This is a genomic window from Polaribacter staleyi, assembly GCF_038024045.1.
Lineage (GTDB): Bacteria > Bacteroidota > Bacteroidia > Flavobacteriales > Flavobacteriaceae > Polaribacter > Polaribacter butkevichii.
On the sequence record NZ_CP150665.1, the window covers coordinates 3,970,758 to 3,992,465 of the forward strand.

Annotated in this window: 20 protein-coding genes; 16 read left to right on the plus strand and 4 right to left on the minus strand. The window is 29.8% G+C overall.

Annotated elements, in window-relative coordinates; all coding sequences use genetic code 11:
- The first annotated feature begins 3 nt into the window (after nt 1-3).
- Complete coding sequence (locus tag WHD07_RS16490) at nt 4-1,620, plus strand: RagB/SusD family nutrient uptake outer membrane protein (RefSeq protein ID WP_343329278.1); 1,617 nt, start codon at nt 4-6, stop codon at nt 1,618-1,620.
- 231 nt (nt 1,621-1,851) lie between these two features.
- Here the strand turns inward: WHD07_RS16490 and WHD07_RS16495 are convergent, their stop codons facing one another.
- Together WHD07_RS16495 and pyrF are read right to left on the minus strand one after the other, a co-directional pair.
- Nucleotides 1,852-2,634 (minus strand): helical backbone metal receptor, encoded by a 783-nt coding sequence (locus WHD07_RS16495; RefSeq protein ID WP_343329279.1) that lies wholly within the window; start codon nt 2,632-2,634, stop codon nt 1,852-1,854.
- A gap of 4 nt (nt 2,635-2,638) precedes the next feature.
- A complete protein-coding gene (gene pyrF / locus WHD07_RS16500) occupies nt 2,639-3,454 on the minus strand; it encodes an orotidine-5'-phosphate decarboxylase (RefSeq protein ID WP_343329280.1) in 816 nt (271 codons plus the stop codon).
- A 103-nt stretch (nt 3,455-3,557) separates the two neighbouring features.
- On the opposite strand from pyrF, the gene WHD07_RS16505 reads away from it, so the two are divergent.
- From WHD07_RS16505 to WHD07_RS16530, 6 genes are all read left to right on the plus strand, one after another.
- A complete protein-coding gene (locus tag WHD07_RS16505) occupies nt 3,558-4,058 on the plus strand; it encodes a TlpA disulfide reductase family protein (protein WP_343329281.1) in 501 nt (166 codons plus the stop codon).
- A gap of 114 nt (nt 4,059-4,172) precedes the next feature.
- Nucleotides 4,173-4,931, plus strand: coding sequence for a triose-phosphate isomerase (tpiA, locus tag WHD07_RS16510; RefSeq protein ID WP_158838163.1), 759 nt, complete (start codon nt 4,173-4,175; stop codon nt 4,929-4,931).
- 80 nt (nt 4,932-5,011) lie between these two features.
- Nucleotides 5,012-5,848, plus strand: a complete 837-nt coding sequence (gene prmA, locus WHD07_RS16515; protein ID WP_343329282.1) for a 50S ribosomal protein L11 methyltransferase — start codon at nt 5,012-5,014, stop codon at nt 5,846-5,848.
- 10 nt (nt 5,849-5,858) lie between these two features.
- Nucleotides 5,859-6,134, plus strand: a complete 276-nt coding sequence (locus tag WHD07_RS16520; RefSeq protein WP_105047834.1) for an ATP-dependent Clp protease adaptor ClpS — start codon at nt 5,859-5,861, stop codon at nt 6,132-6,134.
- 2 nt (nt 6,135-6,136) lie between these two features.
- The gene (locus tag WHD07_RS16525; RefSeq protein ID WP_343329283.1) at nt 6,137-6,409 is read left to right on the plus strand and encodes a hypothetical protein; all 273 of its coding nucleotides are present in this window, start codon (nt 6,137-6,139) and stop codon (nt 6,407-6,409) included.
- Nucleotides 6,410-6,523: 114 nt separating this feature from the next.
- Nucleotides 6,524-6,703, plus strand: coding sequence for a hypothetical protein (locus tag WHD07_RS16530; RefSeq protein ID WP_343329284.1), 180 nt, complete (start codon nt 6,524-6,526; stop codon nt 6,701-6,703).
- A 272-nt stretch (nt 6,704-6,975) separates the two neighbouring features.
- On the opposite strand, the gene WHD07_RS16535 is transcribed toward WHD07_RS16530, so the two are convergent.
- Entirely contained in the window at nt 6,976-7,554 is a 579-nt protein-coding gene (locus WHD07_RS16535; RefSeq protein ID WP_343329285.1) for an RNA polymerase sigma-70 factor, read from the minus strand.
- A gap of 121 nt (nt 7,555-7,675) precedes the next feature.
- On the opposite strand from WHD07_RS16535, the gene WHD07_RS16540 reads away from it, so the two are divergent.
- The 6 genes from WHD07_RS16540 to WHD07_RS16565 all read left to right on the plus strand — a co-directional run bounded on the left by WHD07_RS16540 (nt 7,676) and on the right by WHD07_RS16565 (nt 17,559).
- Nucleotides 7,676-8,842: a FecR family protein gene (locus WHD07_RS16540; protein ID WP_343329286.1), complete on the plus strand. Its 1,167-nt coding sequence runs from the start codon at nt 7,676-7,678 to the stop codon at nt 8,840-8,842.
- Between the two features lie 153 nt (nt 8,843-8,995).
- A complete protein-coding gene (locus WHD07_RS16545) occupies nt 8,996-11,884 on the plus strand; it encodes a TonB-dependent receptor (RefSeq protein ID WP_343329287.1) in 2,889 nt (962 codons plus the stop codon).
- Between the two features lie 40 nt (nt 11,885-11,924).
- Complete coding sequence (locus WHD07_RS16550) at nt 11,925-13,166, plus strand: DUF4876 domain-containing protein (RefSeq protein WP_343329288.1); 1,242 nt, start codon at nt 11,925-11,927, stop codon at nt 13,164-13,166.
- Nucleotides 13,150-14,733 carry a DUF6850 family outer membrane beta-barrel protein gene (locus WHD07_RS16555; protein ID WP_343329289.1) on the plus strand — a complete coding sequence of 528 codons (1,584 nt, stop codon included), beginning with the start codon at nt 13,150-13,152 and terminating at the stop codon, nt 14,731-14,733. Before WHD07_RS16550 ends, WHD07_RS16555 begins: the two co-directional genes overlap by 17 nt.
- Nucleotides 14,734-14,786: 53 nt before the next feature.
- On the plus strand, nt 14,787-16,103 hold the full coding sequence (locus WHD07_RS16560; protein ID WP_343329290.1) for a pitrilysin family protein: 1,317 nt from the start codon (nt 14,787-14,789) through the stop codon (nt 16,101-16,103).
- A gap of 10 nt (nt 16,104-16,113) precedes the next feature.
- Nucleotides 16,114-17,559, plus strand: coding sequence for a M16 family metallopeptidase (locus WHD07_RS16565; protein ID WP_343329291.1), 1,446 nt, complete (start codon nt 16,114-16,116; stop codon nt 17,557-17,559).
- A gap of 92 nt (nt 17,560-17,651) precedes the next feature.
- Here the strand turns inward: WHD07_RS16565 and WHD07_RS16570 are convergent, their stop codons facing one another.
- Nucleotides 17,652-18,536, minus strand: a complete 885-nt coding sequence (locus tag WHD07_RS16570) for a ChaN family lipoprotein (protein WP_343329292.1) — start codon at nt 18,534-18,536, stop codon at nt 17,652-17,654.
- Between the two features lie 273 nt (nt 18,537-18,809).
- On the opposite strand from WHD07_RS16570, the gene WHD07_RS16575 reads away from it, so the two are divergent.
- The 3 genes from WHD07_RS16575 to WHD07_RS16585 all read left to right on the plus strand — a co-directional run bounded on the left by WHD07_RS16575 (nt 18,810) and on the right by WHD07_RS16585 (nt 21,708).
- Nucleotides 18,810-19,160 carry an ISAon1 family transposase N-terminal region protein gene (locus tag WHD07_RS16575; protein ID WP_343328804.1) on the plus strand — a complete coding sequence of 117 codons (351 nt, stop codon included), beginning with the start codon at nt 18,810-18,812 and terminating at the stop codon, nt 19,158-19,160.
- Nucleotides 19,147-20,136, plus strand: coding sequence for an ISAon1 family transposase (locus WHD07_RS16580; RefSeq protein WP_343331012.1), 990 nt, complete (start codon nt 19,147-19,149; stop codon nt 20,134-20,136). Before WHD07_RS16575 ends, WHD07_RS16580 begins: the two co-directional genes overlap by 14 nt.
- Before the next feature lie 327 nt (nt 20,137-20,463).
- Nucleotides 20,464-21,708 carry a site-specific integrase gene (locus tag WHD07_RS16585; protein ID WP_343329293.1) on the plus strand — a complete coding sequence of 415 codons (1,245 nt, stop codon included), beginning with the start codon at nt 20,464-20,466 and terminating at the stop codon, nt 21,706-21,708.

Consider the following 21,708-nt stretch of genomic DNA (forward strand, 5'->3'; position numbering starts at 1 on the left):
ATTATGTTACGAAAAATTAACCTATTAATTTTAGGATTACTAGCAGTATTTGTTACTGGTTGTTCTGAAGATTTTCTAGAAACAACGCCAACAGATTCTATTGCAGAAGCAGACGCCTTTGCTAGTGTAGACAATATGTTTTTGGTATTAAATGGATTGCATAGAGTTATGTATGCTCAAAATCCGATATCAGGAGGAACTTCAAGTAGAAGTGGACAGAGTTTTTATATGCCAGCTTTAGATGCTATGGGGGGGGAAATGATTCACTCGGCACCAGGTAATGGTTGGATGACAAGTGAGTTAAGATGGTTAACACATACAAACGCCAACTTTACAACAGTAAATAACTTTTGGTACATGCGTTACCATATTATAGCAACATCTAATAACTTAATTAATTTAATTGCGGCAAACGGTTATCCAGAAGCAGATGCAGATGTAAGAAATATTCTTGGTCAAGCTTATGCTTATAGAGCTTGGGCGTATCACCAATTAGTATCAACTTTTGCAAAAGGCTATTTAATTGGTACTCCTGCTACAGACCCTGGTGTTCCTTTATTGTTGGTTACAGGTGCTCCTTTTACTAGTGAAGGTAGAGCAACTGTACAGGTAGTATATGACCAAATAAATGATGATATTGCAAAGTCTATTACTTATTTTAATGGTGCTTCTGATCCAGATAATAAATCTCATTTATCTATAAATGCAGCTCATGGTTTAAAAGCAAGAATAGATTTAACTCAAGGTAACTGGAAAGACGCAGCAGACGCAGCAATAGCAGCACGAGCAGGTTTTCCTTTGTTAGATGAGGCTGATTGGTTATCTGGTTTTAATACTGTAGATCTTTCTGAAGTAATTTGGGGAGGAACTGTTATTGATTCAGAGACAAACTATTATCAATCTTTTTTCTATTTTATTAGCCCTACATTTAATGGTAGTCAAAATAGATCTAACCCTAAGTTAATAAATAAAGAAGTGTATGATGCAATTCCATCTACAGACTTTAGAATTAATATGGCATTACCATTGGCTCCAAATACAAACTCTTCTGCTTCTAACGGAGAAGGAGGTAGTTATGAGACAGATCCAAACTATGATTCTTCAGATGAATTTTGGGATGCTTGGGAAGCTATTATAACTAAATACGGAATGACTACAGGTCATAATACACACCCTTACATGGCTGTTAAGTTTTTACAGAAAAATCCAGGAACGATAGATCCAGATGACGTTATTTATATGCGTGCTTCAGAAATGTATTTAATAGAAGCAGAAGCTAAAGCAATGCAATCTGATATTACTGGTGCTCAAGCAGTACTTCAAGTTTTTGGATCTTCAAGAGATTCAGCTTATGATTCATCTATTTATACTACTAAAGATGCTTTAATGGAGCACATTAAGTGGCAAAGAAGAGTAGAGCTTTATGGAGAAGGATTTAGTTTTCATGACCATATCCGTTGGGATGAAGGGATTGATTTAACAAACTCTGGAGCTGATGATAACTTATATAGAGATGGTTTTATGCAAGCAAAACCTTCTTTAAATGATGCTTGGATTTGGAAAATTCCACAAGATGAAATTGATGCAAACCCGAATTTAACGGAAGCAGATCAAAATTAAGAAGTTATTTTTAACTTTATTAAATAGTAAAACCACCTTTTTTAAGGTGGTTTTTTTTATGAAAGATGTTCTGTGAAAAGTAAAAGCAGGTTTAAGAACTTCTGCTTTGTTAAAACAAGTATTTGCGTTGCAAGACTAAGTTTTGTAAAAAAAAATATTTATAAAAAAATCTCTTTGTTTTAAAACAAAGAGATTTTTTTATTTAGCAAGGTTTTATAAATGAGTATTTTTTTAATGTAGGGTTTTAAAGTAATCGAAGGCTTTTAATAATCTACTTCCGGTCCAAGAAAACATTTCGCCATCTACAAGTATTGCTTTTGCTTTAGAAGAGAATTTTTCTATTTCTAAAATGTGTTCTTCTTTAAAAGGATAAGGTTCTGAAGATAATAATATGAAGTCTAAATTGACGTTTAGCTTCATTTTTTCTAAATCAACTTCAGGGTAACGTTCTTCATGTTGATAGATATTATCAAACTTGTTTAATTGCAATAAGTGATTGATGAAAGTTGTGTTCCCAACAGCCATCCAAGGATCTTTCCAAATAAAATAAACTACTTTTTTAGCTTCTTTGTTTTTGATGAATTCCTTAAATTCAGTGAGTTTAAAATTAATTTCGGTATTCATTTCTAAAGCTTCCTTTTCTTTAGAAAATAGCATTCCATATTGATTGATCAATTCTATATTATCATCAATCGTAAAAAGATCAGAAACATGTATAGGTGCTATTGCTTCGCAAATTTCTACAATTTCTTTACTATTTTCTTCTTTATTACAAAGAATTATATCAGGTTTTAAAGCTTTAATTTTATCAGCATTAATACTCTTTGTTCCACCAACAATTGTTTTGGTTTGTTTTAAGTTTACAGGATGTATACAAAACTTAGTAATACCAACTATAGAATCTTCTAAACCTAAATCTACCAGTAATTCAGTTAAACTCGGTACAAGAGAAATAATCCGTTTTGGTGTTTTTTTAAACGCCAATATTCTGCCTATTTGATCTTGAACCTGCATTTAATTATTGATTTAAAATTTCTGCCATTTCTTGTTGTAATTCTGCTGCTTTTATCGCAGCTTTAGTTGCAAAGTCTTCGTTTTTAGAAGCGTAAATAATTCCTCTAGAAGAGTTGATTAGTAAACCTATATTTTCTGATAAACCATATGTACAAACATCTTGTAAGTTACCACCTTGTGCACCAACACCCGGAACTAACAAGAAAGAATTTGGTACAATTTTTCTAATTTCTTTAAAGTATTCTGCTTTTGTAGCACCTACAACATACATTAAATTTTCTGAGTTTTTCCATCCTTTAGAAGTCTCTAAAACCTCTTTATATAATTCTCTACCATTTACTTCTTTTGTTTGAAAATCGAAAGCACCTTCATTAGAAGTTAATGCCAACATAATAGTGTGCTTGTCTTTAAAAGCTAAAAAAGGCTCTACAGAATCTTTTCCCATATAAGGAGCAACCGTAACGGAATCGAACGCTAAATCTTCTAAAAAAGCTTTTGCATACATGGTTGAAGTGTTGCCAATATCGCCGCGTTTTGCATCTGCAATGGTGTAGATTTCTGGGTAATTACTATTTAAATACTGAATGGTTTTTTCTAGAGATTGCCAACCTTTAAGACCGTATGCTTCATAAAAAGCTGTGTTTGGTTTATAAGCAACACATAAATGATGGGTAGCATCAATAATTGCTTTGTTAAATGCAAAAATAGGATCTTCTTCTTTTAAAAGGTGCGATGGAATTTTGTTTAAATCCACATCTAATCCGATGCATAAAAATGAATTTTTCTTTTTAATTTGGGCAATAAGTTCTTGTGTTGTCATTGGTTTTTTAATAGTTACGCAAAAGTAGGTATTTTTGTTTTTAAATAAAGTGTCTAATTGTAAGTATTAGAAATTTTAGAAGACCAAAATTAAAAATAAATTTATGTTTAAAAAAGTGTCTATTTTAGTTTTACTAGCTGTTTTTATGAGTTGTAATTTAGAAAAACCAACTGTTTTTTCTGAAAAGGCATTAAATGAAAACGTATATAATATAAATGATGAGGTTTTAACATTTAAAGAAGTATTGCAGCAACATAAAGGAAAAAAGATACTTATTGATGTTTGGGCTTCTTGGTGTAGAGATTGTATTGCAGGAATGCCAAAAGTAAAAGCATTGCAAAAACAATTTCCGGAGGTGGTTTATCTCTTTTTATCTGTTGATGTAAAAAAAGGATCTTGGAAAAGAGGCGTGGAGCGTTACAATGTTATTGGTGAGCATTACAATTTACCAAAAGGAATGAAAAAAGGAGATTTAGTCGATTTTTTTAATGTGAGTTGGATTCCGAGATATGTTGTTGTAGATGAAAACGGAGGGATTTCTTTATTTAATGCCACAGATGCTGCGGATAAAGACGTTATTGAGGCATTAAAAAAATCTATATAAAACGTTATCGTAACTATTTACTTTTCTAAGTGTTTTTTGTCTTTCCATTTCTTAAATTTACATCCAAATTAAAAAAACATTAACAAGAACCTTTTAGGTGATAAAATAATAATTATGAGAACAAAAATAGTAGCAGGTAACTGGAAAATGAATAATGATAAGTCAGAAAGTAAAAAACTTATCAAAGATTTAAAAAAAGCAATTAAAAAAGAGAAGTTAAAAAATACTCGTGTAATTGTTGCTCCTACTTTTGTAAATTTATCTGCTTCTTTAAAAGCAGCTAAAGATTCTAAAATTGAAGTGGTTGCACAAAATATGCACCAAGCTAAAAACGGAGCGTATACTGGAGAGATTTCTGCAGATATGTTAAAAGCAATCGGAATTAAAACCGTTATTTTAGGGCATTCTGAAAGAAGAACTTATTTTAATGAAACAGATGCGTCTTTAGCAGCAAAAGTAGATGCTATTTTAGCAAATGATTTAGAAACTATTTTCTGTTTTGGAGAACTGTTAGAAGATAGAAAATCTGATAACCATTTTGCTGTAGTAGAAAGTCAAATTTCTAATGCTTTATTTCACTTAGAAGCAGATGCTTGGAAAAGTATTATTTTAGCATACGAACCAGTTTGGGCAATTGGTACAGGAGAAACTGCAAGTGCAGAACAAGCACAAGAAATGCATGCTTTTATTAGAAGTATTGTAGCCAAAAAATATAATAAAGAAGTTGCTGATGAAGTGTCTATCTTATACGGAGGAAGTGTAAAACCTGCGAATGCTGAAGAAATTTTTTCTAAACCAGATGTAGATGGAGGATTAATTGGTGGAGCTGCTTTAAACGTAGATGACTTTACAGGAATTATTAAAGCTATTTAAGCATCGTATTTAAAGATATTTACAATAAATTTGCATCGAGATTTTAAAAATCTTGATGCATTTTTTTTACAAGAAAGTTTATGGACAATATTTATATAGAATACAATTTTACAGTAACACCAAAAGAACCTGGAACAGAAATTTTAATTGCAGAATTAGGAGAGGTTGGTTTTGAGAGTTTTGTTGAAAACGAAAACGGAGTAACAGCTTACATTCAGAAAGATGATTGGAATACCGCCGTTTTAGAGGATGTTTTTGTTTTAAATTCTGATGAGTTTTCTATTGAATACAACCAGAGTGAAATAGCGCAAACCAACTGGAATGCAGAATGGGAAAAGAATTTTTCTCCTATTCAGGTAGAAGATGTGGTAAGTATTCGTGCGCCATTTCATGAGAATCCTAATTTAAAATATGATATTGTAATAGAACCAAAAATGAGTTTTGGTACAGGTCATCATGAAACTACACACATGATGGTACAACATTTATTACAATTAGATTTAGAAAATAAAAAAGTATTAGATATGGGATGTGGAACCGGAATTTTAGCAATTTTTGCTGAAATGAAAGGCGCAAATCCTATTGATGCCATAGATATTGATAATTGGTGTTACGAGAATTCAATAGAAAACGTAGAAAGAAATAATTGTAACCATATTTCGGTTTTTGAAGGAGATGCATCGCTTTTAATTAATAAAAAGTATGATGTGATTATTGCAAACATCAATAGAAATATTTTATTGATGGATATGAAAGCGTATGCAAACTGTTTAAATGACAAAGGAGTTCTTTTATTAAGCGGTTTTTATCAAGATGATATCCCGGTTATAGATGCAGAAGTTTCTAAATATAATTTAAAATTAGAAACTTTTATCGAACGAAATAATTGGGTTGCATTAAAATACAATAAATTGTAATTTTGTGATGATGAGTACAAAAGAAAAAATACAAGAAGACGTTGATGTTTTAGAGCAAAGAACGCATCAACATGAAATAGTGTTGCATAATGATGATGTAAACACGTTTGATCATGTAATTGATTCTTTAATTGATGTTTGTGATCATACGTTAGTACAAGCAGAACAGTGTGCCACTTTGGTGCATTATAAAGGAAAATGCACTGTTAAATCTGGTGAATATAAAGATCTAGAACCAAGATGTTCTAAATTATTGCAACTAGGTTTATCTGCAGAATTGGTATAACTATGGAAAATGTTTTTAAGTATTACGAGTTTTCACCATTCTTTTTAGATACATCAGATACCTTTTCTGGTAACCAAATTAGTTTTACAGAATTAAATGAAACGCATTTTTTAATTTTTGAAAAAAATGGAGCTTCTTATAATTTATATGTTTCAAGATATCAGCAGAAAAAAGATGTTGGTACAAAATCACCAGAAATCTTAGAATTATTAGTAGAAAACTACGATAAGAGCATACCTGCTCATCGTCTAATGATCAAGCAATATCTTCATTAATCGACCTCTCGTCGAAATTAAATACAAAAAAGCCTAATTTATTTTTTATTTGCAGTGACTTTTAAAACTAATAGGGGTCATATAAATAAGAAATAGTATAAGATGATCAAAAATTTGATATTAGTAGTAGTAATGATTTTTATACTACCTGTTTTAGGATTTGGACAAAATGTTCCAGCTCCTTCAGGACCTTCTTTTCCTCCAGGTTTACCTATAGATGGTGTAACAGGAGTGTTATTTATAATAGGATTAATATATGGATCTAAAAAGATTCTTAAAGATAGTAGTAGTTAGTTTTTATACTAAGTTTGGTTAGACGAAAAGGCCTTGGACATTTGTTCAAGGTCTTTTTTATTTGTCTTTTTTTTATGTTTAAAAATATTATTTTAATTGAGTCTAAATAAAAGTAATAAACTATATTTGCTAAAATAATATTAAAAATAGTAAGGTATATTTTTAAAGAAAATATAAATTGATTTAATCTTTAAATATGATGTAAAATCAAATATAATTAAGCAAAGGGACGGATGTTAAAAGTTGAAAAAGTACTTTTTTAAGATTAATAATTAGCGCATAAATTTATATAGAAAGAATAAAAAAAAATCATCACCTTTAAAAGCGTTACGTATTTTTTTAAAAGCAGTATTCATGTGAGATTCTACTGTTTTTACGGATATATCTAATAAGTCTGCGATTTCTTTGTGTTTAAGTCCTTGAAATTTATTCATTTGTAAAATTTCTTTACACTTATCTGGTAGAGATTCAATTACTGTTTTTAATTTAGCGATGCGTTGTTCTATTATTTCATCGTCATCATTAACTCGATCTCTTAAAGCACGTTCTTTAATTTCATCGAAAAAGGTTTCTTTGTGTTTTTGTTTTCTGTAGGCGTCTATATAACTATTATGGGTAATTCTGTATAAATAACTTTTAATCGATTTATTAGCATCTATTTTTTTTCTATTTGTCCATAGTGTTATAAAAGTCTGTTGTACAATATCTTCTGCTTCTTGTAAATCTCGAGTAAAAGTTAAGGCATAGTCTAAAAGCTTTTTATAGTAGCGGTCAAACAGTGTATTAAATGCTTTTTCATCATTTTTTTTAATATTATCAGCTAGTATGGAGTCGTCTAAAAAAATTTTCAAATTAATTGGGGGTGATTTTTTTAAGAAAATACAAATATCCTAAAAATAATTAGATTTTAACTAAGGGTATAATGGAAAATGCACGTATTGTTAATATAAATTTAAAAAAACAGTCAATCTGTTGAAGAAAATAATAATAAAATATATAGCCAATACAATAACTAACTTAGAGTTAGAAGAACTTAAGTTGTGGCTAAAAGAGGAAAAAAATCAAAAGACTTTTGAGCAATACGTTAAAGCTTCTTATGATATAAATACGGTAATGAATAAACCAGATTTAGATAAAGCTTATAAAAAGGTAAGGTATGCTATTGATCATCAAAAGAAATCAAAAGTAAGAACGCTATCTGTTTGGTATCGATATGCTGCTGCTGCTGCTGCTGCAGTGGTTTTTATGTTTTCTTATCTATATGTGTTTTACAATCAAGAACAACAATCTAAAGAGGTTTTAAACACTTTTAAAACAACGGTAGCTTCTGGTGTAGATAAAGCAACGTTAACGCTAGATGATGGTTCTAATATTGTTTTAGAAGAAGGTAAGGTTTATACAGCCAATTCTGTTGTAAGTAATGGTGAAGAAATTGTATACCACAAAGAGGAAGAAATTGTACCTCAGAAAATTGATTCGAAAACAATAGTATACAATTATTTAACAACCCCAAGGGGAGGTGAATTTCATGTAGTTTTAGCAGATGGTACAGAAGTTTGGTTAAACTCTGAAACAAAACTAAAATACCCGGTTTCTTTTAAAGAAGGAGAAACACGAAAAGTAGAGTTGGTTTATGGTGAAGCTTATTTTGATGTTTCTTCTAGTAAAAACCATCAAGGAGCTACTTTTAAAGTAATTTCTAATTTACAAGAGGTTGAAGTTTTAGGAACAGAATTTAATATAAAGGCCTATAAAGATGAAACAAATATCTATACAACATTGGCAGAAGGTAAGGTAACTGTAAGTGAAGCTAGTTTTACAGAAAACTTAAATGTAGGGCAACAATCTATTTTAAATAAAGAAACAAGAAATATAGTTGTTAAAAAAGTAAATGTTTACAACGAAACTGCTTGGAGAATAGGTGTTTTTTCTTTTAAAAATAAAACGTTAAAAGACATTATGAAAGTATTATCTAGATGGTATGATGTGGATATTGTTTTTGAAAACAAAAAACTAGAAAGCATTAAGTTTAATGGTGTTTTAAGTAAAAAAAGGACTCTTGAAGAAATCTTAACACCTATTAAAAGAAATGTAAATTTAGACTACAAAGTAGATGGTAAAAAAATAATTCTAAAATAAAAAATTAAAAAAGGGACAAAGTTTATACCGCTCAAAGTAATCAAGCTTTGTCCCAAAATAAATATTAATTAAAATGCTTAACTAATAGCTTACAAATTTATGAAAATTAATTTTACTCAAGAGTTGCTCAAAAAGCAAGCTCAAACTTTTATTATGAGGACAGTATTTTTATTATTTTGTTCTACAGTGTTTAGTTTTACTTCAATAGATGTGATCTCTCAGAATGCAGAAATTAAAATAAACAAGGAGGTAACCGCAACTGTCGATCAAATTTTTGACATTATTCAAGCACAAACAGATTATACGTTTATTTATCGTTCTGATATGTTTAAAGAATTGCCTGCTGTACACTTAAAAGAAGGTGTTATTAAGGCAAACAGATTGTTATTACATGCTATACCTAAAAGGTATTATAGTTTTGAGTTGTTTAAAGACAATACGATTGTAATAGCAAAAAGAGCTACTACTAGAAAAGTAGAAATTAGAGGTAAGATTGTTGATGCTAATAACGAGCCACTTGCTGATGTTAATGTAATAGTTGCAGATTTAAATATGGGAACTTTTACAAATAGTAAAGGGGAGTTTTCTATGGAGTTGCCTCATAAAAATTTTAAAGTTACAGTTAGTCTTTTAGGTTTTAAAACAGAAGAGTTTGATTTATCTGAACAGCAAGATTTAGCAAATATTAAGGTTACTTTAAATGAAGATTTGTTAGGATTAGATGAGGTTGTGGTGGTTGCTAAAAAAACGATAAGTAGAGAAGGTAGTTCTACTTATAAAATAGGAAGTCAGGCGATAAAGCAGGTTCAGGCAATGAATTTATCTGATGTGTTAAGTTTACTTCCGGGTAATAAAGTAGAGCAGTCTAACTTAACTACAAAAAAACAAGCCAATATTAGAAGTGCTGTTTCTTCTGATTACAATTCTTTTGGTACAGCAATTATTTTAGATGGAGCTGCAATTAGCACAGATGCTAATATGCAAGCAAAAAATTCATCAACTTTAAACGGGGGTAAAGCTGTTGTTGGTGGTGGTGTAGATTTAAGAAGTATCACTTTAGCAAATGTAGAATCAGTAGAAGTTATAGCGGGTGTAGCTTCTCCAAAATACGGTAATTTATCTTCCGGAGGAATTTTAGTAAAAAGTAAAGTAGGTAAATCTCCTTATATTGTTTCTACAAATGTAACATCTACCAATTACCAAGCTTCGGTTGCAAAAGGATATGAATTAAATAAATTCGGCGTTTTAAATACCGATTTATCGTATGCATATTCTTCGGGTTCACCTACAGAGCGTAAGTTATTTTATCAAAGTTTTAATTTAGGATTGCGTTGGAAATTACCAGTTTTTAAAGGTTTAAAATGGAATCATTTTACATCATTTAGGGTTGGGCATTCAGATGATGGTAACCGTCATGAGCCAGAAGAAGTTTTTAAAAATGATGCAGATGTTAAAAGTACTTCTTATCAATTAACGCTTTCAGGAGATTTTTCATCATCCGTTTTAGGGAAAATAAATTATAATTTTAGTGGTAATGTTGTAAACCAGCATTCTTTTTACGATACTTATATTATTAATGGTCCTTTTCCTATTATAGAATCTTTAGAAAGTGGTACTTATTTTACTAATTATTCTCCAAGTGCTTTTAATCAAACTAGAGATATAAAAGGAAAACCTGTAAATATCAATGGAAGAATAGATGCTTCTCAAAATGCCAGTTATAGAAATTTAGATTTCAATTTTGAAACAGGTTTGCAATATTCTTTTGATGACAATACAGGAAGCGGGAGAGTTGCAACGGGTAATATTGCACATACGCAAGATGTTGCAGGAAGTAGATCTGCTACTTTTGAGAAAATTCCGGCTTCTAAAACTTTTTCTGCATATCATCAAACCATTATAAAACGTACAGGAGATGCGTCTAAGCAACAATTAAATTTAGGACTTAGGTATGATAATATGTTGGAGCGTTATAATTTGTTGTCTCCAAGAATGTCGTTTTCATCTAAACATCATAATTTTACGGCAAAAGCTGCTTGGGGAGTTTCTTATAAAGCACCAGCAATGATTCAGTTATATCCTGGAAAATCATATATAGATTATATTAATTTTCAATACTATGCAGAAAATCCTGATGAACGTTTAGCGGTAGTTACCACTTATGTGTATCAACCTACTAATGAACATTTAAAACCAAATTATTCTGATTTAAAAGAAGTTGGGTTCGATTGGTCTCCTTCTTTTATGAATTTTAATTTTACGTATTTTAAAAAGGACATGCGTAGAGGAATAAGTACGACAGATGAGTTGTTGTTATTGCCAAAATCTGTTTATGAAGTTATAGATGCACCTACAGGAGAACAACCAACGGTTACACCTACAGGGGAAGTAAATAACATTCCTAGAACGGTAAAAGTGATGAATAATAATTATTACGAGTCTACCGATGGTGTAGAGGTTACCTTAAATCCGCAAAAAATAAAAGCAACCAATACGCAATTTAATTTTAGATACAGTTATTTACAAAGTATTGTAACGGATAAAGGTTTTGATATTGATAAATCAAATTATGTTGTTGGTGATAATTCGGTAAGATATGGAGTTTATGAAAATTCTTTAAGAAAAGCTATTAGAAGTTTCGGTACCCTAACGTTAATACAGCATATACCTGCTTTACGATTTGTATTAACACTTTCTGCAGAACTAAATTTTAAAGAAAGTAGCGAAAATATAGGGGCTAGCTTATATCCGTTTGCATATTATGATGCTAACGGAAACTATATTGATATTCCTGTAGAAAATAGAATGAATGCCGAGTTTGATGATTTAAAAAGAGATGCAAATTCCTTTACACTAACTGAAACTCCGTTTTATAGTAATTTTAATTTACAAATACGTAAAGAATCTAAACAAGGTCATTCTTTTAGTTTTTATGCCAATAACGCTCCTTGGTACAACCCAACTTACGAATATTTAGGAAGTAGAAGAAAACTGAATAATAAAATATCTGTAGGTTTTAATGTAACCTTATTACTTAAATAATAACCCAATAAAAATAAATAAATAATCGTAAAACAAGAACATGAAAAAAACAATTTTAAAACACCTAGGTCTAACAAAGTTAATCGCATTATTTCTGTTAATATCGATAACAATTAGTTGTGATAGTGAAGATGATATTCCTAATTTAGGGAATTTAGAAGTTCAAGTAACATTAGCAAGTGGTCTAAATGATATTTCTTTAGAAGATGTAGATGTTACTATAACGCAAACTATAGATAACTCTACTTTAACCATGAACACAGATGCAAATGGTTTGGCAACTTTTTCTGATATTTCTATTGGTACTTATACAGTGGTAGTAGCACATAGTACAGATGATTATAGTTTAAGTGGTACTGCAAATAACATTATAGTAGCAAAACAAGAAACTGTAGCAACATCTGTTGAAGTAAATGCGGTTAACCAAAACGGAGGTTTAGTTATTAAAGAAGTATATACAGCTGGTAATGGTTATATTACGTTATTTAAAGATTCGTTTGTAGAGATTTTTAACAATTCATCAGAAACGTTATATGCAGATGGTATGTATATTGCTAATTTATTTGGTGGTTCAGGCGCTACCGGATCTACTTCAATTTACACTGTATTAACAGATACAGATTATGTATATACAGATGTAATGAGCCAAATACCAGGAAATGGAACTGATTATGCTGTTGAAGCTGGAAAAAGTATTGTAATAGCATTGAACGCTGTTAATTATAAAGAAGGAAGTACTGCGCCAGATGCTCAGCTAGACAATACAGATGCTACATTAGAGCATTATTCAATTGATTGGTTAGAAGCGCAAGGGCGTGCAGGAAATGCTTTTTTTGAACTTGATAATCCAGCAGTACCAAACATGACGAATACTTATATGTTTGAAGGAACTAATTTCTTTAGATTATCTACACCAGGAAGTATCGTTTTGGTTAGTAGTGATGCAAGTTTTGATGCTACAGGTATTGTAGATTATACAGCACCAGGATCTACAACTACCTCTAAATTAATGAAAATTTCTGTTGATAATGTAATTGATGGAGTAGATATTTTAGATAATTCTGGATCTGCAGATTTTAAACGTATGCCTTCTACAATAGACGGTGGGTTTACTTATTTAACTGCCGATGGAGCAATTTCTTACACGGGTTTAAGCTCTAGAAGAAAAGTAGATGAGGTAGCAACTGCTCGTTTTGGTAGAACTATTTTATTAGATACAAATAATTCAACAGTAGATTTTGAAGCAATTGCTTTCCCAGATAAATATGGTTACAATAATTAATAAAGTAAACCATGTAATAATAAAGAGAATGTTTTTAGCATTCTCTTTATTGTTTTGTGTGTTCGGTACTTTTTCTCAAAAAGCAACAACTATAGATAGTTTGTCTGTTGTAGAGCGAGACTTTCAATTCGAGTTATTTAAAAACAGGTATTTTCAAATTCCGTCCTTAATCAATCAAGCGAACCTTCAGAAGTTTTCTTACGGAGAAGTGAAGTATTTATATGCTGAAGGAAAATTAAGACATCCGCAAGAATATAAAAAGCAAAACGGGGTGTTTGCAAAGACCGCTTCTTTAGCTAATTTAGAAAACACAGATTGGACATTTTACGGTAGTTTAGAATATTTAAATACCAGAATTGAAGATGTAGAAAATAATTTAACTTATGGTATTACAGAGTATAATTCTCCTTACTATTTTTTTCAGAAAACAACAGGTTTGTGGAATCATCAAAATTATAATTTTGAAGTAAGTGCGGCTCATCAGATAAATACTAAACTTAGTTTGGGTGGGTATTTAAATTATGATACCAATTTTTACTTTAGAAAAACAGATACTAGAAACGAGTTAACTGCTTTAAAAATTAACGGAAAATTATCTGCTAGTTATCAGTTTAATAAAAAACATTTACTGAGTGTTGCTTTAGGTGCTGAGCTTTTTAAAACTGATTCTGAGTTAGGAAACAAGTTTCCGGAAAATAATACAGATGTTACCGCAAACTCTTATTTAAATACAGGTTTAGGATCTTATATTAAAAATATCAATAATGGTTTTGAAACTAAAAGAGTCATTCCTCAATTGCAATTGCAATGGCTTTTAAAACAAAATAATTGGGATGTATCTGTAGAAAGTTCTACTAAATATGGTGTAGAAAAATGGATTGATAAAAACATTGTAAGAGTAGAAGAGAATGATGAATTAACCAAGTACAGTTTTTTAAATCAACAATTTAATGTTGTGTTTAATCAGTATCATAAAAACAGCTTATTATCAATAAATTTAAATGCAGAATATTTAAAAGGGAAAGGTAAAGTTTGGCAAGAAACTGGTACGTATTATGCTAAAAACTTTAACGCTACAAACTATAATTTTAAAACAGAAGCAAACATCATATTTTATAAAAAACTATTAAATAAACTTAGCTTGGGGATAAAATATAGTAATGTAGAGCAGTTAGATTTAAACTATGCGTATCAATTCGATTATCAATTTTTAGAGCCAACAGTTGCACTAGGTTTGCATAAGGATATTTCTAACAAAGTAGCATTTTTTACCAACCTTTCAGGGTTATATCATCATGTGGTAGACATGCAACATAATCCATTTGCTGCCAACAATATTTATGTAGATTGGATTGGTAATAGTGTTGCAGATTATATAGGTACAGGTTCTTTTAATTTTAATACAAAATTAGGTTTTGATGTAAAACTTAAAAATGAAAATAAATTAGAATGTTCTATTACAGGAGATTATTGGAAAGCAACAAATTTATCTAATGAAGCGGTAAATTATGTATCTAAAAATGATGATTATCTAAGTTTAGTACTTGGTCTTAAATTGTTTTTTTAATGTATTTTCTAGCTTAAATAATTACTAATATTCATAATAATTTAAATTAAAAAATGAAGCAGTTATTTAATATTTTCATCATTTTTATTCCGTTGTTTGTCTTGGGGCAAAAGATGAATAATGTTCATTTTGAAGAATATGATTTGGCAAACGGATTGCATGTTATTCTTCATAAAGATGTAAACGAACCCAATGTAATTATAGGTACAAAGTACCATGTTGGTTCTAAAAACGAAGAAATTGGTAAAACTGGGTATGCTCATTTTTACGAACACCTTTTATTTCATGGAACAAAAAATATCCCTCAAGGAGAATTAGAAAATATAATTTTAAATGCCGGTGGATATTGCAACGCATATACCAATTACGATGTTACGTATTACTATCAATTATTGCCAGCTCATGAGTATAAATTAGGGCTTTGGGTAGAGTCGGAAAGAATGCTACATCCGATAATTACTAAAGAAGGTATTAATCGTGAACGAGAAATTGTTAAGGAAGAAAAACGAATGCGTTATGACAATAAACCATTAGGAAATTCTTATTTTGAAATGATGTCTAAAATGTTTTCTGATGAAACTTATGGGCACAATATGATTGGTTCTATGGATGATCTTAATATTGCTTCTAAAGAAGATTTTGATACATTTTTTAAAACCTATTATATTCCTAATAATGCCTGTTTAGTAGTGTCTGGAAATATTGATATTAAGGAAACAAAAAAATGGATTAAACTTTATTTTAAAGACATTCCGAAAGGGAAAAAAATAAAAAGACCTAAGAAATTTAATAGAATCTCTGGACTCGAAAAACATACAGAAAGAACTGTAAAAGGTTTAAAAGAAGAATCTATAGTAGTAGGATATCCGTTAATGGCACAAAGTGATCCAGATGCGCCAGTTATGCAAATACTAACAGCTATTTTATCTGGCGATAGTGATTATTCTTATTTTGAAAATCATCTAGATTTAAAACAAGATACAATCATTAAACGTATAAAAGCTTCATCAGATTTCTGGGAAAAAGAAAGTTCTTTGCGTATTAATGCAAATGTTAAAAATAAAAATAGTGAGGAATATTTACTTCAAAAAATAGAGGAACAAATAACTCTTTTAAAAAATACTCCTGTAGATGCTAATGTATTACAACGGGTTAAAAAGAAGTTCGAATCTGCTTATGTAGACTATTTTTATCATGCAGAAACATTTGCAGATAAGGTAACTAATTATTATCACCTGTATCCTAAAACAACAGATATTAGAAGTCTTATAGAGAATTTTAACAATGTAACAACTGATGATATTCAGCGAGTTGCTAAAAAATATCTAGATAAAAATAACCAAGTAGTAATTGTGTATCACCCAGAATAATTTATAAAAAATGAAAAGCATTTATATATTAATATTCGCAATTTGTTGCAGTTTTCCTTCTCTTGCACAAGTAGATCGTTCTATGCCTCCAGAAGCAGATAAACCTGTAAAATTAAATGTAGGTATATTAATACCTATAGAACTAGAAAACGGACTTCGTATTTATTTGGCGCCCGTTAAAGAGTATCCAAAATTTACGATATCTGTAAATATCGAATTACCTGGTTATGATGAAGAAACAAGACTGGCGGAAAAGAAAGTTTTAAGCACGGCATATTCAAAAAAACTATCAGAGAAATACCCTAATGGAGAAATTGATTCTATAGCAAATTACTACGGAGCTATGTCTAATACTACAATGTATGGTGGTACAATAAAAGGCATGAAACAAGATATAAATCAATTATTAGATGTATATGTTGATGCTTTATTACATCCTATTATTACTGATGAATACATAGTTGAGAAACAAAAAGAACAGGAAAAAAAACAGGGTAAGAAAATTACCAAAGTAACTAGCCATAAAAAGGAATTCTCTCTAGAAGCAGTTGTAGATTCTTTATTATTTGGAAGTGCTAAAAAAGTTGTAAAAACAAAAAAAACGGTAGAAGCAAATTACAACGATTTAACAATTAATGCTGTTATAAACTTTAAAAATGATAGAATTGTAGCTAATAATTCATTAATTGTAGTAGTTGGCGATTTTACAGAAAAAGAGTGTAAAGATTTAATGATTCGTTATTTTGGGAATTGGAAATCAGGCAAACCGTATGTTAAAGACAATCCTTTAGATAAAAAAACTTCTATTATTAAAAGACGAAAAATTGTAGTTGTTGATGCTCCAAATGCAGTTCAGTCAGAAATATCTTTTAGATGGCATTTAGGCGATGCATATACTTATTTTGAAGATGACATTAAATTAGAAGTATTAAATGAAATTTTTGGCGCAAGTCAATTATCATATTTATACAAAAATTTAAGAGAAGATAAAGGACTTTGCTATTTTATACGATCATCTGTTGGTACTTCTGCAGTAGGAGGTAGAGGGTCTGTGTTTACAACTGTACGTAACAATCAAACAGCTTATGCTATAGAAAATATTATATTAGAAATGTTGCGATTAAGAAATGGAAAAGTAAGTGCTTTAGATTTAAAAATAGCAAAAAATAGTTTAATTGGTAGTTATACACGGTCTTTAAATGCTATATCGCCAATTCCTTATATTACGTTTGCAATGCAAAAAGATGTATATCATCTTCCTGATGATTATTTACAAAGTAAAGTTGAAAAATATTATCAAGTAAATGTAGATGATATTATGGAAATGTCTCAAAAATACATTGACCCTTTTAAATCGGTTATTTATATTAAAGGTAAAGTTTCAGACATCAAAGGAACTCTAGAGAGATTTGGAGATGTATTGTATTTTGATGAGAAAGGAAATAAAATAAATTAAACTTATTGCCCCTTTTTTTTATTATTGATAAAAAAAATCCCAGAATTTATTCTGGGATTTTTTCATTAAAAACAAATACTAAATTCACATAATTAGTTTTCTGTTTGTGTCATATTATCTGCAACAACAATTATATAATTGGCTATGGTTTCTTTTTCTTCTTTTGTTAATTTACTCCACTCAGATGCTGTTACCGTTGTAATTGATTTTAAGGTTAAACCAGGTTTAATCTTATGAATCCACCAAATAATACCTTGTTCGTAATTAGAGTGATAAGAGCCTTCTATATGAAGTAATAAATCTCCTTTTTTAAAATTTTTAAGAGAAAAATGTGCCATTGTAGCATCTTTGGCAGCTTGAGCAGTTTGTATATTTAACATATTTGGAGGCACATGTCCTCCCATATTATCCGCCATTTCTGCGTACGCTTTTACGGTAGGGTCAAAATAAGTTTCTAAATCTGGGCCAATTAAAGCAAGTGCTTCCGGACTTAATTTTTTTAGGGCGGTTATTCCTTTTTTACTAATTAAAGAGGCATATCTTCTTGGTATGTTCGTAGCAATAAAACGAAGTTTATTCTCTTTAGCAAATTCAACCAAAGGTCTATAGTCGGTGTTATAATTATTCCACATTTGGGTCATTTCAGGAATCATCTTACTTTCTGGATATAAGCCTGATAAATATTCATTTAAAACTAATTGATTTCCGCTTTCTAACATTTCTGCTCCAAAGAATAAAGAATCTCCTTTTATTTCAAACAAGTCTTTACTAACCTCTAATTGTAACCAATGAGCAATAGGGTTGTAGTGGTATTCGCCAAAAAACACCATATCGCTATCCGCAAGATCTTTAATCATTTTTTTATAATTAGCAGTCTTTCCATTATTTTTAAATAATTGGTAGGCAGGTTTACTTTGAGCTTTTGAGGTGTTGATAAAAGAGAGTAATAAGAAACTAGTTAGTAGTAAATATTTCATGTTTTTTTATTGTTTATTATTGCAAAATTAGAGGATGATTTAACAGTGTTCCGTTAAAGGTCTGTTAAATAAAACAGCTTAAATAATAATTATTATGAGCGTTGTATGTAACTTTTTTAGGATGCTGTTTTTTGTTTTTCGTTGTAAGAAATAAAGTAAGTGTTCTGCAAAAAAATAAATATATTTTTGAGTAAATTGTCTTAAATGGGTCAAGTCAAAAAGTTGTGGAGTAAATTAAAAAGCATGAACTTTGCTTTCTAATAAACCTCTATTTTGAATACTTCAATTGAACTAACAAAACTATTATTACCAGAAATTCTTGTTGACTATTTTAAATTAACGAAACACGAATTTAAAAATGGAGAACTCCATTTCCATTTCACAGAATTAAATACGATTCCTGAAGAATTCAAAGCACTTAAATTAAATTCTAAAGGCTTTTTTCCTGAAGCGACTATTCAAGATTTTCCAATTCGAGGTAAAAACGTTTTTCTACATGTTATTAGACGACGTTGGGTTGAGGAAAATTCTAAAAAAGTAGTTACAAGAGATTGGCAATTAGTAGCAAAAGGCACTAGAGTAACTAGTGAATTTGCTGCTTTTTTAAAAGATATCAGTCAGTAATAACGCTACTAGCACAAGTACTGTAGCTAATTTCTACGGGGTAAATCCTAGAAGTTTACAAAGACAGTATAAAGATTATTTAAGTCATTTTAAAGCTTGGGATCAACAGAAGCACGCAACAGATTGGTTATTGTTTGCAAAGAATTTAGGGACTCACTTATCACTTGATGAAACTGCCTTTTCCAACGGTGATTTATATACCATAATAACAAATAAATCAGCTAAAGGAAAGAAAGGCGCAATAGTAGCCATGATCAAAGGAACTAAAGCTGAAGTTGTCATAAAAATACTCAACAAAATTCCTTTAAAACATAGGAAGAAAGTTATGGAAGTAACCTTGGATATGGCGGGTAATATGGGCCTTATAGTCAAGAAATCCTTTCCAAACGCTGCCTTAGTAATAGACCGTTTTCATGTGCAAAAATTAGCATTAGATGCACTGCAAGAAATAAGAATTAAACATAGATGGGAAGCGATTGATACTGAGAATGATGCCATTGAAATTACCAGAAGTAAATCTTTAAAATACACCCCAAAATTATTACCTAATGGAGATACACTCAAACAACTATTAGCTAGAAGCAGATATCTATTATATAAATCAAGTAGTAAATGGACTAAAAATCAATCTATAAGAGCAGAAATACTGTTTGAAAAATATCCTGATATAGAGAAAGCATACAAATTATGCCAAAATCTATATTGGATATTCAATAACACTAAAGATAAAACATCAGCACTTATAAGACTTGCTAAATGGGATGAAAAAGTAAGACAGGCACAGTTTAAAAGCTTCAGCACGATAGCTAGAACGATGTCGATACATTATCAAAATATCTTAAACTATTTTGATAATCGAAGTACAAATGCATCAGCAGAATCATTCAATGCTAAAATTAAAGACTTTAGAACCCAATTCAGAAGCGTAAGGAATGTGGATTTTTTCTTATTTAGACTTAGCACCATTTTTGCGTAATTTTTAAATCCCACAACTTTTTGACTTGACCCTCTTAAATCTATAAAAGTGGGCAAATAGTATGCAAATGAAAAAACCAGTAATTTCCAAAAGTGTTGGAAAGTACTGGTTTTGTTGGTGACCATGCTAGGATTCAAACCTAGAACCTCTTGAGCCGTAATCAAAAATAATACTATTTGTTTGTTGTTGTTTATTATGTTATTGTTATTGATTATCAGTTATTTAGGTGTTTTTAGTTATTGTTTATTGTTGTCTATTATATGTTTATTATTGTTTTTTGTGGGCAAATCGTGGGCAAATGATTATCTTTGATAAAAATAATTATCTATGATTTATGCCATATCGATAGTGCTTGATAAAAGGCGATTAAAGAGTGATGGAACTTATCCATTAAAATTAAGAGTATTTAATCGTCAGCTTAAAAAAGATAAACGCTATCCTTTAGATGTTGATTTACAAGAAAAAGAATTTGTTGAGCTTTGGAAAAATCCAGATAATTTAAAGTTTAGAGGTGCTAAAAAAGAATTAGAACTAAAATTAAAGGGAATAGAAGCGAGAGCAAATGAAGTGGCAAAACATTTAACTGTTTTTGATTTTGAGCAATTTGAAACTAAATTCTTTAGAAAATCAACAGATAAATATAACGTAAAGTATTATTTTGATACTATTATTAAAAATAAAACGGATGATAATAAAATAGGTACTGCACAAAGTTATAAATACACTTTAAACTCCTTAAAAGAATTTAGCGAAATTGAGAAGAAGTTGAATTTAGATAAACTTACTTTTAGTATTATTAATGTTAGTTGGCTAAAAGAGTATGAAAAATTTATGCTTAAAAAAGGTAAAAGTTATACAACTATAGCAATTTATACAAGAACATTAAGAGCGGTATTTAATATTGCAATTGAGAATAATGATATTATCAATGATATTTATCCATTTGGTAAAAATAAATACAAAATACCAAGAACTAAAAAAGTGAAAAAGGCTTTAAATTCGGCTCAATTAAAATTATTATTTAATGCTAAAACGTTAAATGAGAATGAAGCAAAATGTAAAGATTTTTGGTTTTTTAGTTTTGCTTGCAATGGTATGAATTTAAAAGATATTGCCCTTTTAAAATATTCAGATATAAAAGGAGATAAATTTTCATATTACAGAGCTAAAACATTTGACAAATCTGCTGAAAAAAGTGTGATAACAATTTACTTAACTGATTTTACAAAAGGTGTTATAAAAAAGTATTGCAATACAAAGAAAGATAGTTTTGTTTTTGATATTGTAGATGCAGCTGATGATATTGAAACACAATACAAGAAGATTAAGAACTTCAATCGTTATATTAACGATCATATTAAAAGGATTGCAATAGCAAACGATTTACCTAAAGATATCAGCTTCTATTATGCTCGCCATTCTTTTGCTACAAATTCCTTAAGAAAAGGTGCAAGTATGGAGTTTATAAGCGAAGCTTTAAATCATAGTGACCTAAGTGTTACTAAAAATTACTTTGCAGGGTTTGAAGATGAAGCTAAAAAAGAATTTGCTAACACTATAATGGATTTTTAA

Coding starts and splice junctions, on each gene's coding strand:
- WHD07_RS16585 (WP_343329293.1), top strand. CDS start 20,464: ATGATTTATGCCATATCGATAGTGCTTGATAAAAGGCGATTAAAGAGT.
- WHD07_RS16520 (WP_105047834.1), top strand. CDS start 5,859: ATGAGTACAAAAGAAAAAATACAAGAAGACGTTGATGTTTTAGAGCAA.
- WHD07_RS16565 (WP_343329291.1), top strand. CDS start 16,114: ATGAAAAGCATTTATATATTAATATTCGCAATTTGTTGCAGTTTTCCT.
- WHD07_RS16555 (WP_343329289.1), top strand. CDS start 13,150: ATGGTTACAATAATTAATAAAGTAAACCATGTAATAATAAAGAGAATG.
- WHD07_RS16550 (WP_343329288.1), top strand. CDS start 11,925: ATGAAAAAAACAATTTTAAAACACCTAGGTCTAACAAAGTTAATCGCA.
- WHD07_RS16560 (WP_343329290.1), top strand. CDS start 14,787: ATGAAGCAGTTATTTAATATTTTCATCATTTTTATTCCGTTGTTTGTC.
- WHD07_RS16495 (WP_343329279.1), bottom strand. CDS start 2,634: ATGCAGGTTCAAGATCAAATAGGCAGAATATTGGCGTTTAAAAAAACA.
- prmA (WP_343329282.1), top strand. CDS start 5,012: ATGGACAATATTTATATAGAATACAATTTTACAGTAACACCAAAAGAA.
- WHD07_RS16545 (WP_343329287.1), top strand. CDS start 8,996: ATGAGGACAGTATTTTTATTATTTTGTTCTACAGTGTTTAGTTTTACT.
- WHD07_RS16525 (WP_343329283.1), top strand. CDS start 6,137: ATGGAAAATGTTTTTAAGTATTACGAGTTTTCACCATTCTTTTTAGAT.
- WHD07_RS16570 (WP_343329292.1), bottom strand. CDS start 18,536: ATGAAATATTTACTACTAACTAGTTTCTTATTACTCTCTTTTATCAAC.
- pyrF (WP_343329280.1), bottom strand. CDS start 3,454: ATGACAACACAAGAACTTATTGCCCAAATTAAAAAGAAAAATTCATTT.
- WHD07_RS16490 (WP_343329278.1), top strand. CDS start 4: ATGTTACGAAAAATTAACCTATTAATTTTAGGATTACTAGCAGTATTT.
- tpiA (WP_158838163.1), top strand. CDS start 4,173: ATGAGAACAAAAATAGTAGCAGGTAACTGGAAAATGAATAATGATAAG.
- WHD07_RS16505 (WP_343329281.1), top strand. CDS start 3,558: ATGTTTAAAAAAGTGTCTATTTTAGTTTTACTAGCTGTTTTTATGAGT.